Raw genomic sequence first — 12,503 nt, forward strand, 5'->3', positions numbered from 1 at the left:
TCGCGCGGGCACACGCCACGCGAATCGCGGGCGCCGCGGCGAGGTTCATGCGCGCGGCACGATGCGAATCCGCTCGAAGCGTCCCGCGAGCCATCCGTAGGCGGCCATGCCGAGCAGCCCGTGCGCGGCGACGAACCACAATGCGCCGGCGAACGAGCCGGTGCCGGCGACGAAATAGCCGATCACGAGCGGCGTGACGATCCCGGCGATGTTGCCGAGACCGTTGAATACGCCGCCGCTCAGGCCGACCATCCCTTCCGGTGCCGTGTCGGCGAGCACGGCCCAGCCGACCGCCGCGAGCCCCTTGCCGAAGAACGCGATCGTCATCAGCGCGATCACGACCGCGTTCGACGACGCGCCGTTTGCGAGCACGAGCAGCGTCGCCATTGCCATCCCCACGACGAACGGCGTCTTGCGCGCCTTCGACGGATGCATGCCGCGCCGGATCAGCCAGTCCGACAGCACGCCGCCGAGCACGCCGCCCGTGAACCCGCAGATCGCCGGCAGCGCGGCGACCCAGCCGGCCTCCATGATCGTCATCCCGCGCCCCTTGATCAGGTAGATCGGGAACCACGTGATGAAGAAGTAGGTGAGTGCCGTGATGCAGTACTGGCCGATATAGATCGCCCACAGGTTCCGGTGGCGGAACAGTTGCGACACGTCGTGCCACGACACGCGCGGCCGCTGGCGCACGCGGTTCGCTTCGAGATCGACGAGCGCCCCATGCGCGCGCAGGTAGTCGCGCTCCGCGTCGCTCACGCGCGGGTGACCGTGCGGCTCGCGATACCACGCGAACCACAGCGCGGCGAGCGCGATGCCGAGCATCCCCATCCACAGGAACACGTGCGCCCAGCCGAGCGCATGCGTGAGCCAGGCCATCGCGGGCGTGAACAGCACGACGGCCATGTACTGCGCGGAATTGAACAGGGCCGATGCCGTGCCGCGTTCGGCGGTGGGGAACCAGCACGCGACGATTCTCGAGTTGGCCGGAAACGCCGGCGATTCGACGAGACCGAGCATGAAGCGCATGACGAACAGCGCGAGCGTGGCGGACGCGCCCTGCACGGCGAGCCAGCCGACGGTGCCCTGCAGCATCGTGAAGCACGACCACAGCAGCAGGCTCAGGCCGTACACGCGTCGAGCGCCGAAGCGGTCGAGCAGCCAGCCGCCCGGGATCTGGCCGATCGCATAGGCCCACGCGAACGCGGAAAAGACGATGCCGAGCTGGACGGGCGTCAGCCCGAGGTCGTGCGCGACGCCGGTGCCGGCGATCGACATCGTCGCGCGATCCGCATAGTTGATGACGGTGACCGCGAAGATCAGCGCGAGAACCGCATAGCGGACGCGGCCGATCGTGCGCGAGGCGGCGGGTGACGCGGCGAGGGCGGCGCCGCTGGATCGATTGGGCATGCGTGTCTCCTGGCCTCCGTCGCACGGAGGCATCTGGTGTTGTAACGGGGGCCGCCGTGCGGCGTGTGGCGATCAGCGCGTGACGCTGGTCGGCGGGCGCTGGCCCGCGAAGCACGCAGCGAGGTTGGCGAGCACGATCCGGCCCATCTCTTCGCGCGTTTCGCGGGTTGCACTCGCGCGGTGCGGCTGCACGACGACGCGGTCGAGCTCGAGCAGCGCGGCCGGCACGTGCGGTTCGTTCGCGAACACGTCGAGGCCGGCGCCGGCGATCGTGCCGTCGGCGAGCGCGCGAATCAGCGCGGCTTCGTCGACCAGCTTGCCGCGTGCGACATTGATCAGGAATCCTTTGGGGCCGAGCGCAGCGAGCACGCCGGCCGTCACGAGCACGTTGCCGTGATCGGCCGATGCCGCGATCACGAGCACGTCGCTGTCGCGTGCGAGCGCGGCGAGGTCGGGCACGAAGCGATAGCCGCTGTCGCGATGCTCGCGCGGGCCGAAGTAGCTGACGGGCATCCGGAACGCCTGCGCGCGCTCCGCGATTGCACGCCCGACGCGACCGAGCCCGACGATGCCGAGCCGCTTGCCGGTCACCTGCGTTGCGAGCGGCTGGGCCGTCTTGCCCCAGCGGCCGGCGCGCACGATGCGCTCGCCGGCGCCGAGGTCGCGCAGCGTCATCAGGATCAGCCCCATCGCCATGTCGGCAACGTCGTCGGTCAGCACATCGGGTGTCGTCGTCACGTGGATGCCGCGCGCGCGGGCGCGGTCGAGATCGACGGCGTCGGTGCCGATGCCGCTGATCGCGACGATCTCGAGCGCGGGCAGCCGGTCCATCAACGCGGCGGACAGGCCGTTCGCGCCGCCGGTCACGACGCCGCGAATACGTGCGCCCACGCGATCGAGCAGCGCGTCCGGTTGCGCGGCCGCATGCAGCCGGTGCACCGTGTAACGGGCGGACAGTTCGGCGTCGATGGCGTCGGGGAGCGGCTGGGTGAGCAGGATGTCGATGGTCATGAAGGTCTCGGTCGTCGTGCGCGGCGCGGGCCGCGCATCAGGTGCAACCGAGTATAGAAATCGTATCGATATGCGTCTAACATCAAAAGACTATCGATTGATTCAAGAATTGGATGATTGAACTGCACCAGCTTCGCTGCTTCGTCGCGGTCGCCGAGGAACTGCATTTCGGCCGCGCGGCCAAGCGGCTCTTCATGACTCAGCCGCCGCTCAGCCGGCAGATCCAGCTGCTCGAGCACGCGCTCGGCATCGCGCTGCTCGAGCGCAGCAGCCGGCAGGTCAGCCTGACCGCGGCCGGCGAGCGGTTCCTGCGCGACGCGCGGCACATCCTCGAATTCTCCGCACGGGCCGAGCAGGCCGCGCAGCGCGTCGCGCATGGCGGTGCCGGCCGCATCACGCTCGGTTTCACGGCGGTCAGCGCGTACCGGATGATCCCGATGCTGCTGGCGCACGCCGCGCACGCGCTGCCGGACGTCGACGTCGAATTGCGCGAGATGGTGTCGACCGTGCAGATCGATGCGCTTGCGTCGCGGATGCTCGACGCGGGCTTCGTGCGCCAGCGGGCCGCGCGCCAGCCGCTCGAATACCGGCTCGTGCAGCGCGAGCCGATGCTGGTCGCGGTCGCGGAGGGCGCGCCGCTCGCCGCGTGCGAACGCATCGGTCCCGACGATCTCGACCGGCAGCCGTTCATCGCGTATTCGCCGAACGAGGGGAAATATTTTCACGACCTGATTTCGGGCCTGTTCGCGAATGCGGGACGGCTGCCGAACTACCTGCATTACGTCGGGCAGACGCATACGATTCTTGGTCTCGTGCGCGCGGGGCTGGGCGCCGCACTCGTGCCGGCGTCGGCGCGCGAACTGCATGTGGACGGCGTGGTGTTCCGGCCGCTGGCGGGCGCCGACGTGGCGGCCGAGCTGTATCTCGCATGGCGCGCGGACAACGACAACCCGGCGCTGCCGGTGTTCAACGCGATGGTCGAGCGGTTTCTGGCGCAGGAGCAGGGCGGTGCGGTAACGATATAAGCGCGCAATGCATCCGCATGATGTGACAAGCTTTCAATCCGGAGGCGTGCGCATGCGATGACAAGCAATCCTGACGGGAACGACCGGTCGCAGTCCTGCGAATCCTTACCGTGCTGAAAGCCGTTTCGCTGCCGGCGTTGCTGCGGAGGAACGCCGCGATTCGCTGCACTGCGACAACTGCTTGACGCTGCATGCCGGTCGGCGCACGATACGTCCGTGCATTTGGGGTGGGCCGCGCCGGCCGCGCGGTTCCTGCACCCGCGATACGCAAAAGAACAACGATGAGCCTTTTTTACGCACTCGTACCGGAATACCGGCCCCGCGTTTGTCGGCCCGCCGGAACAATGCTTCTCCCGACGCCCGTCGCGTCACGCATCCGTCATCCCGTTTCGTACCGTGCATCGGTACACTTTCCCGTCCGCGCGCGAGCCGCGACGATGAACGGCGCGCGTCTGGCCCGCCGCATCGCAGCGCCGTCTGCCGCTCCTCATCACCGCATCCTGAACGGCGCCTACACCGGCGTCTCGTGACGCCCGTCACGCCCATCCTTGTATTGCGCCGCCGGCTTGCCTGGCTGCCCGACGGCACCGAAGTCCGAAGCATTTCGATTGAGCTTGAAAAAGCAAACGCAAGCAGTTCGGTTCGAGGTTCAAGGAGAAAAACTCATGTCGCAGCTTTCGAATGAAGCAAACGGCAGTTCGGGGAGTGGCAAGGTCAAGCTGATCAAGTGGGCGATCATCGTCGCCGGCGTCGCGATCGCGGCACCGGCCGCGCTGTTCATCCTGAAGGGGGTGATCGCGCTGGTCACGGCGGGCGTGATCGGCCTCGGCGCGATCTATTTCGCGCCGGTCGTGGCGATGAAGTTCGCGAACCAGAAGGTGAAGATGATCGTCGAGGAGGCGCAGGCCAATCCGATCGAGACGCTGATCAACCAGCTCGCGGAAAAGCGCCAGGCGGCACAGAAATTCGCGGACAGCATCACCGCGTTCCGCACCGAGGTGAAGAACTTCGAGAACAAGACGGAGCTGTTCGAGAAGCAGTATCCGGACGACGCGCCACGCTTCCGGCAGCAGCTCGACACGATGAAGCAGCTGCTCGCGTTTCGCGAGGGCCGCTACAAGCAGGTGCAGGCCGAACTGAAGAACTTCGCATCGGCGATCGACCGCGCGAAGGCGATGTGGGACATGTCGCAGGCCGCCCAGCAGATGAACAAGCTCGCGGGCCGGCAGGCGTCCGATACGTTCGAGCAGATCAAGACCGACGTGGCCGTCGATTCTGTGATGCGCTCGGTCAACAAGGCGTTCTCCGAGATGGAGACGTCGCTGATGGATAACCCGGAGGTCAAGCAGGCACAGCAGCAGGCGGTGATGAATGCTCCGCACGCGCCCGGGCTCGATGCGGCGAACCCCGCGCAGTTGCCGTCGAAACAACAATAACTTCCTGCAGGCTCGCAACCATGAAAAAACTTCTTGGCGCCATCGCGTTTCTGGTCGTGCTCGTCGGCGTATGGATCGTGCATCAGGGCGGCCTGTCGTCGCTGATTCCCGCGCATGACGCGGCCCCGGGCTCGACGTCCGCACAAAATGGCGACGCCGGCCAGTCCGCGCAGACGCCGCCGTCGGCCAACGTGCTGCCGGCCGGCTTCACGCCGCAGGCCAGCACGCTGAAATCGATTGCCGAAAACGGCATCGTGCGGATCTCGGTGCAGAACCCGAGCGAGCCGTTCTTCGGCGAGGACAAGGGCGCGCCGCACGGCTTCAACGTCGAGTTCGCGCGGCTGCTGTTCGCGGATCCGTCGTTCTCGCACGGCGGCAAGCCGGTCGTCGTCGATACGCGTCATGAGGTCGACACGTACCCGGGCGTGCCGAAGCAGCTGCTCGACACGGACGCGAAGGGGAACCACGTGGTCGACGTGGCGATGGACGGGCTGACGTTCCCGGACAACACGCCGGCCGGTGTCGTCTATTCGGTGCCGTATGTCGACGATTTCGGCTATTCGCTGATCGTGCGGCAGGGCTCCGCGATCCGCTCGACCGACGATCTCGCGGGCAAGACGGTCGGCATCCTGAAGGGCGACCCGGACGTGCGCGCGTTCGTCACGCGCCAGTATCCGAACGTGAAGTTTGTCGAGGTCGACGATTCCGATCCGGCGTTCATCGCGAAGAGTATCGACGGCCATACGGTCGACGCGTTCATCTACGACTATCCGTTCGCGGTCAGCTCGATCAAGGACACCGACCTGAAGTTCGCGGTGACCAAGCTCGACGGCTCGAACATCGCGTACAAGATTGGCGTGCGCGCCGACGACCAGGATCTGCTGATCTACCTGAACGCCGCGATCGCGAAGCTCAAGCAGTCGCCGCAGTATCTCGACCTGCTGCGCAAGTACTTCGTCAGCGACCAGGCGGTGACGACCGCGGCCGCGTCGGGCGAACACACGTACGTGGTGAAGCCGGGCGACACGCTGAACATGATCGCGGCGAGCAAGCTCGGCAGCGGCCAGCGCTATCGCGAGATTCAACGCCGCAACAACCTCGCCAACCCGAACCTGATCCTGGCGGGCCAGCATCTCGTGATTCCGGTGCGGTAACGGCGGCGTGAAGTGAATGAAGGCGCGTGAAGGGACGTGAACGACTGCGTGCGGCCCGGCGGAGGCGATCCGCCGGGCCGTACGCTTTTCTGCGTCAGTGCGTGATCGACAGGAACAGGTACGCGGCGAACAGCGACAGGTGCACGACGCCGTGCAGCACCGTCGTGCGCCCCTGGCTGAGCGTCAGCGTGCTGACCAGCAGGGTGAGCGCCAGCAGCACGGTTTCCATCGGCCCGATGCCGAGCGTGAGCGGCTGGCCGACCCAGATGAACACGGCCGCGACGGTCGGGATCGTGAGCCCGATGCTCGCGAGCGCCGACCCGAGCGCGAGGTTCATGCTGGTCTGCAGGCGATTCGCGCGTGCGGCGGTGACGGCCGCGAGCCCTTCCGGCAGCAGCACGAGCGCGGCGATCACGATACCGACCGCGGCTTCGGGCGCACCGAGCTGCATCACGGCATGCTCGACGGCCGGCGACAACAGCTTCGCGAGCAGCACGACCGCGACGAGGCTCGCGAACAGCAGCAGCAGGCTGATCAGCGCGGTGCGGCTGGTCGGCGGCGCCGCGTGCACCGATTCATTTGCGCTGTCGTGCTCGGTGAGGAAGTAGTCGCGGTGACGCACGGTCTGCACGAACACGAATGCGCCGTACAGCACGAGCGACGACACGCCGGCGAACGCGAGCTGCGATTTCGAGAAGAACGGGCCCGGTGCGGCGTTCAGGTAGTTCGGCATCACGAGCGACAGCACCGACAGGGATGCCAGCACCGCGAGCGCCTTGCTTGCGCCGCGCCCCTGGAAGTCCTGTTCACCGTGCTTCCACGCGCCGACCAGCAAACAGATGCCGACGATGCCGTTGCAGATGATCATCACGGCGGCGAACACGGTATCGCGTGCGAGGCCCGATTTCTCCGGGCCCGCGCCGAGCATCACCGACACGATCAGCGCGACTTCGATGACGGTCACGGCGACCGCGAGCACGAGCGTGCCGAACGGCTCGCCGACGCGGTGCGCGACGACTTCGGCATGGTGGACGGCGGCGAACACGGCGCCGGCGAGCGCGGCGGCGAGCACCGCGATGACGAGGCCTTCGGCCGGCACGACGCGCGACAGCGCGAGGACCAGCCATGCGGCAAGCGGGGCCACGAGGGTCCAGCGCGGGAGCTGGTTGGACGAGAGCGGCATGAAGGGTTTCCTTATGCGAGTGGCGGCGCGCGACGCGCCGTCACGGATTGACGAAGCCCGGCCGTACTATCCGCCGAACAAGGACGATGAAACCGAAAGGTGGCAGCACGCGACGGTGCTGCCCTGGGTTCGCCGCCGTGAGGCGGCGAGGGGCGCAGGCGGGCCGGAGCCCGTCGCTGGATGAAACGGTTTGATGCGGCTGGCCGCAAACGGCGAGGCGAGCACGCGAGACGACGCGCAGGCCGGAGGCTCGATTCCGACCCCGGAAGGGCGGCCGGCGATGGACGGCGGTGGCGACGTGACACGCGGTTTCCCCCTGAAATCCGGCGGTTTGTCGAATTTTATCAGGCGTTCGGGGGTCGCTATCTCATATTCGAACCCTTTCATTGACCTTTCGGTTCACAAAAAGTGCCCCGATCTTTCGATTTTTTTGTCTTTGCAGTTTCCGTAATGGTTTCTTGCCCGACAAATTCGGGCTCGCCCTGACATAAATCTACCGACCGGTCGGTTTATAATCGCTCGCACTTCCACTTCATGACGGATCGCAAGCGATGGCTGTTTCTTCTGCACATTCGGTGAACTCGGGCGCGCTGGCGCCGTCGGCCGTCGTCGGCGTGATCGGTGCCGGCGCGATGGGCGCGGGCATTGCGCAGGTCGCGGCCGCGGCCGGCCACACGGTGCTGCTGTACGACCTGAACGAAGCCGCTTGCGACAAGGCGCTGGCCGGCGTCCGTGCGCAGTTCGCACGGCTTGCGGAGAAGGGCCGGCTGGAACCGGCCCAGGCCGACGCGGCCGGCAGCCGGCTCCGCGCGGTGCGCGCGCTGGCCGATTTTGCCGGCGCCACGCTGATCGTCGAGGCGGCGGCCGAGCGGCTCGACGTGAAGCGCGAGATCTTCGCGACGCTCGAACGCCATGTCGACGACGCGTGCCTGCTGGCGACCAACACGTCGTCGATCTCGATCACGTCGATCGCGGCCGGGCTGCGTGTGCCGCAGCGCGTCGCCGGCCTGCATTTCTTCAACCCGGCGCCGCTGATGGCGCTCGTCGAGGTGGTCAGCGGGCTCGCGACTGCCCCCGAAGTCGCGCAGGTGCTGTATGCGACCGCTGCCGCGTGGGGCAAGCAGCCCGTGCTGGCGAAATCGACGCCGGGCTTCATCGTGAACCGCGTCGCGCGGCCGTATTACGCGGAGGCGCTGCGCGTGCTGAACGAGCAGGGCGGCGCGCCGGCCTCGATCGACGCGGTGATGCGCGAGGCCGGCGGCTTCCGGATGGGGCCGTTCGAGCTGATGGACCTGATCGGCCACGACGTGAACTTCGCGGTGACCGAATCGGTGTTCCGTGCGTACTTCAACGATCCGCGCTACACGCCGTCGCTGATCCAGCAGGAACTCGTGAACGCGGGCTTCCTCGGGCGCAAGTCGGGGCGCGGCTTCTATTCATATGCGGACGGCGCGACGCCGCCCGCACCCGATCTCGAAGCACCGCGCGACGCGCCGGCCGGCGTCGTGCTGTTTGCACAGGACGGACCGGCCGCCGCGCTGCATGCGCGCTTCGCCGAACGCATCGCGGGTGCCCGGCAGGCCGGTGCGCAGGCCGACGGCCTGCTCGCGACGGCCGGCCGCGCATCGATCGCGCTGACCGACGGCCGCACCGCGACCACGCGTGCCGCGCAGACGGGCGTGGCCGATCTCGTGCTGGTCGACCTGGCGCGCGATTACGCGCAGGCCGGGCTTGTTGCGCTGACGCGCGCGCTCCAGTGCAGCGATGCGGCCTATGCGGACGCGGTCGGCCTGTTCCAGCAGGCGGGTTTTCGCGTCGTCGGCGTCGCGGACGTGCCGGGCATGGTCGCGATGCGCACCGTCGCGATGCTCGCGAACGAGGCGGCCGACACGGTGAACCAGGGCGTATGTTCGCCCGCCGATCTCGATCTCGCGATGGAGAAGGGCGTGAACTACCCGTGCGGCCCGCTCGCGTGGGCCGATGCGATCGGCATCGGCCGCGTGCATCGCGTGCTGTCGAACCTGGCGGCGAGCTACGGCGAGGACCGCTATCGCGTGTCGCCGCGCATCGCCGCGCTGCATGCGGCCGGCCGCACGTTCCGGTCGTAGCCGCCGGCCCCGTTACCCCGAGCACGATAACGACACCACTCCATTGGAGGAGCACCCCGATGACTCACCCGACGCATCCCGCCGCCGCCCTCGAGCCGATCGAGACCGCCAGCCGCGACGAACTGCAGGCGCTGCAGCTCGAGCGCCTCAAGTGGTCGCTGCGCCACGCATACGACAACGTCCCGCACTATCGCCGCACGTTCGATGCGGCGGGCGTGCATCCGGACGACCTGAAGTCGCTCGCCGATCTCGCGAAATTTCCGTTCTCGACCAAGAACGATTTGCGCGACAACTATCCGTTCGGGTTGTTCGCGGTACCGCGCGAGCAGGTCGTGCGCGTGCACGCGTCGAGCGGCACGACGGGCAAGCCGACGGTGGTCGGCTACACCGCGCGCGACATCGATACCTGGGCGAACGTGACCGCGCGCTCGATCCGCGCGGCGGGCGGCCGCCCGGGCGACACGCTGCACAACGCGTTCGGCTACGGCCTCTTCACGGGCGGCCTCGGGATCCACTACGGCGCGGAACGGCTCGGCTGCATGGTCGTGCCGATGTCGGGCGGGCAAACCGAGAAGCAGGTGCAGCTGATCCGCGATTTCGAGCCGAAGATCATCCTCGTCACGCCGTCGTACATGCTGAACCTGATCGACGAGATGGTGCGGCAGGGGATGGACCCGGCCGAGTCGTCGCTGAAGATCGGCATCTTCGGTGCCGAGCCGTGGACGCAGGCGCTGCGGGAGGAAGTCGAGACGCGCGTGGGCATCGACGCGCTCGACATCTACGGGCTGTCGGAAGTGATGGGCCCGGGCGTCGCGTGCGAATGCGTCGAGACGAAGGACGGCCCGGTGATCTGGGAAGACCATTTCTACCCGGAGATCATCGATCCGGTCACGGGTGAAGTGCTGCCCGACGGCAGCCAGGGCGAGCTCGTGTTCACGTCGCTGACGAAGGAAGCGATGCCGGTGATCCGCTACCGCACGCGCGACCTCACCGCGCTGCTGCCGCCGACCGCGCGCGCGATGCGCCGTCTCGCGAAGATCACGGGCCGCTCCGACGACATGCTGATCGTGCGCGGCGTGAACGTGTTCCCGAGCCAGATCGAGGAGATCGTCGTCGCGCTGCCGCAGTTGTCGGGCCAGTTCCAGATCACGCTGTCGCGCGACGGTCACATGGACCGGCTCGATCTCGCGGTCGAACTGCGCTCGGAAGCGGCCGCGTCCGTCACCGACAGCGATCGCGCGGCGCTCGCACGCGAGCTGCAGCACCGCATCAAGACGATGGTCGGCGTGTCGTCCGGCGTGACGGTGCTGGCGGCGGGCGGCATTCCCGCGACCGCAACCGGCAAGGCCCGGCGCGTGATCGATCGCCGCCAGGCCGCCTGATCCCCATGTTTGCCGTTCTACCCGAGGAAACCTGTTCGATGGATGGATTGAAGACCCTGGCCGTCACGGTCGATGCGCGCGGCATCGCAACCGTCGCGCTGCAGCGCGGCGACGTGCTCAACGCGTTCGACGAGACGATGATCGCCGAACTGACCGACGCGTTCACCACGCTCGGCCGGCGCGACGACGTGCGCGCGATCGTGCTGCGTTCGGACGGCCGCGCGTTCTGCGCGGGCGCCGACCTGCAGTGGATGCAGCGCGCGAGCGCGAACGACGCGGCCGCGAACCTGCGCGATGCAGAACGGTTCGCCGCGATGATGCGCGCGATCCGGCAATGCCCGAAGCCGACGGTGGCGCGCGTGCAGGGCCATGCGTTCGGCGGCGGCGTCGGCCTGTGTGCGGCATGCGACATCGTGATCGCGAGCGATCATGCGCGCTTCTCGGTCAGCGAGGCACGTTTCGGGATCCTGCCGGCCGTGATCGGCCCGTATCTGGTCGAGGCGGTCGGCCAGCGCCAGGCGCGCCGGCTCGCGCTGACGGCGACCCAGCTTGCCGCGGGCGAAGCGGTCGCGATCGGCCTGATCCACCAGGCCGTGCCGCTCGATTCGCTCGACGAAGCACTCGACCAGACGCTCGCCGAACTTGGCCGCAACGGCCCGAACGCGCTGATGGAGATCAAGCGCTTCTTCGACGCGATCGGCGAGTATCCGCCGTCGGACGAGCGTGCGGCGTTCACCGCGCAGACGATCTCCCGTGTGCGGGCGACACCGGAAGCGAAGGAAGGCTTCGCGGCGTTCTTCGCGAAGCGGCCGCCGGGATGGGAGGCGGGCGCCGATTAAGGGGAAATCAAGGGGAAACGGCGACGATTGCCGGCACAGCGGGCCCGGCCGAATTTTGCGGCTCGGGCGCGGGCGCTTGCTCTACAATGCGTGACCTCCGGCGCGCTGCCGGCCCAGCCCCGACCGATTCTTCATCCGATGATCGTCAACCGCCTTATCTCCGAGATCCTGTTCGGCTTCACCGGCCTGATCGGCATCATCAACCCGATCGGCATCGCGTTCCTGTTTCTCGAACGGACCGAGGCGCTCACCGAGCAGGAGCGCGATCTCCTCGCGAGGAAGGTCGCGTTCAACGCGTTCATCGTGCTGATGGTCGCGTTCTTCGCCGGCACGCCGGTGCTGCATTTCTTCGGGATTTCGATGGAAGCGCTGCGGATCGGCGGCGGCTTCGCGGTCGCAGTCGCGGGCTGGCAGATGCTCAACGAACCCGACGGGCCGGGCGGCGGCGATACGCCGGTCAAGCCGATCGACGCGAACGCGATCATGACGCGCGCGTTCTTCCCGTTGACCATGCCGCTGACGGTTGGCCCCGGGTCGATCGCGACCGCGATCGCGCTGAACGCGAACCGCACGCACAAGCTGTCGGAGTTCATGCTGTCGAGCATCGTGTCGATCGCCGTCTCCGTGCTGGTTGCGATCGTGATCTGGCAGGTCTACAGCCGCTCCGCGTTGCTGTCGCGCTACCTCGGCAGCGAAGGCACCAAGGTCGCGAAGCGCGTGTCGGCGTTCCTGCTGCTGTGCATCGGCGTGCAGATCATGCTGACCGGCTTTTCCGCGTTCCTGCAGCCGATCGCCGACCAGGCCAAGTAAGCGGCCGGCGCCACTGCGCACGCGCTGCGCAGCCGGCGCCCCGCGCGGCCTCGCGCTGACGAGCACTCCCTTCGTACGATGCGGCGACGCCGCACGCATTTTTGCCGCCCGGGATAACATGCGACGGTCCGGCGGGTGCGCGGCG

Annotated in this window: 10 protein-coding genes; 7 read left to right on the forward strand and 3 right to left on the reverse strand. The window is 67.8% G+C overall.

The window, feature by feature from the left end; genetic code table 11:
- Nucleotides 1-45 precede the first annotated feature (45 nt).
- Together B7G54_RS01205 and B7G54_RS01210 are read right to left on the reverse strand one after the other, a co-directional pair.
- A complete protein-coding gene (locus B7G54_RS01205) occupies nucleotides 46-1,410 on the reverse strand; it encodes an MFS transporter (RefSeq protein ID WP_085037385.1) in 1,365 nt (454 codons plus the stop codon).
- Nucleotides 1,411-1,482: 72 nt separating this feature from the next.
- Nucleotides 1,483-2,421 (reverse strand): 2-hydroxyacid dehydrogenase, encoded by a 939-nt coding sequence (locus tag B7G54_RS01210; protein ID WP_085037386.1) that lies wholly within the window; start codon nucleotides 2,419-2,421, stop codon nucleotides 1,483-1,485.
- A gap of 113 nt (nucleotides 2,422-2,534) precedes the next feature.
- Here B7G54_RS01210 and B7G54_RS01215 point away from each other — a divergent pair, with 113 nt between their 5' ends.
- The 3 genes from B7G54_RS01215 (at nucleotide 2,535) to B7G54_RS01225 (ending at nucleotide 6,036) form a co-directional block, all read left to right on the forward strand.
- Nucleotides 2,535-3,446, forward strand: coding sequence for a LysR family transcriptional regulator (locus B7G54_RS01215; protein ID WP_085037387.1), 912 nt, complete (start codon nucleotides 2,535-2,537; stop codon nucleotides 3,444-3,446).
- A 665-nt stretch (nucleotides 3,447-4,111) separates the two neighbouring features.
- Entirely contained in the window at nucleotides 4,112-4,882 is a 771-nt protein-coding gene (locus B7G54_RS01220) for a hypothetical protein (protein ID WP_085037388.1), read from the forward strand.
- A gap of 20 nt (nucleotides 4,883-4,902) precedes the next feature.
- The gene (locus B7G54_RS01225) at nucleotides 4,903-6,036 is read left to right on the forward strand and encodes a transporter substrate-binding and LysM peptidoglycan-binding domain-containing protein (protein ID WP_085037389.1); all 1,134 of its coding nucleotides are present in this window, start codon (nucleotides 4,903-4,905) and stop codon (nucleotides 6,034-6,036) included.
- A 94-nt stretch (nucleotides 6,037-6,130) separates the two neighbouring features.
- On the opposite strand, the gene B7G54_RS01230 is transcribed toward B7G54_RS01225, so the two are convergent.
- Complete coding sequence (locus B7G54_RS01230) at nucleotides 6,131-7,219, reverse strand: calcium:cation antiporter (RefSeq protein ID WP_085037390.1); 1,089 nt, start codon at nucleotides 7,217-7,219, stop codon at nucleotides 6,131-6,133.
- 551 nt (nucleotides 7,220-7,770) lie between these two features.
- Between B7G54_RS01230 and B7G54_RS01240 the strand changes: the two genes are divergently transcribed.
- The 4 genes from B7G54_RS01240 to B7G54_RS01255 all read left to right on the forward strand — a co-directional run bounded on the left by B7G54_RS01240 (nucleotide 7,771) and on the right by B7G54_RS01255 (nucleotide 12,358).
- Nucleotides 7,771-9,327, forward strand: coding sequence for a 3-hydroxyacyl-CoA dehydrogenase (locus tag B7G54_RS01240; RefSeq protein WP_085037392.1), 1,557 nt, complete (start codon nucleotides 7,771-7,773; stop codon nucleotides 9,325-9,327).
- A gap of 59 nt (nucleotides 9,328-9,386) precedes the next feature.
- Entirely contained in the window at nucleotides 9,387-10,709 is a 1,323-nt protein-coding gene (gene paaK, locus B7G54_RS01245; protein WP_085037393.1) for a phenylacetate--CoA ligase PaaK, read from the forward strand.
- A 38-nt stretch (nucleotides 10,710-10,747) separates the two neighbouring features.
- A complete protein-coding gene (locus B7G54_RS01250; protein ID WP_085037394.1) occupies nucleotides 10,748-11,548 on the forward strand; it encodes an enoyl-CoA hydratase-related protein in 801 nt (266 codons plus the stop codon).
- A gap of 138 nt (nucleotides 11,549-11,686) precedes the next feature.
- Nucleotides 11,687-12,358 (forward strand): MarC family protein, encoded by a 672-nt coding sequence (locus B7G54_RS01255; RefSeq protein WP_011354924.1) that lies wholly within the window; start codon nucleotides 11,687-11,689, stop codon nucleotides 12,356-12,358.
- Nucleotides 12,359-12,503 lie beyond the last annotated feature (145 nt).

Source organism: Burkholderia puraquae (assembly GCF_002099195.1).
In the GTDB taxonomy this organism is placed as follows: Bacteria; Pseudomonadota; Gammaproteobacteria; order Burkholderiales; family Burkholderiaceae; genus Burkholderia; species Burkholderia puraquae.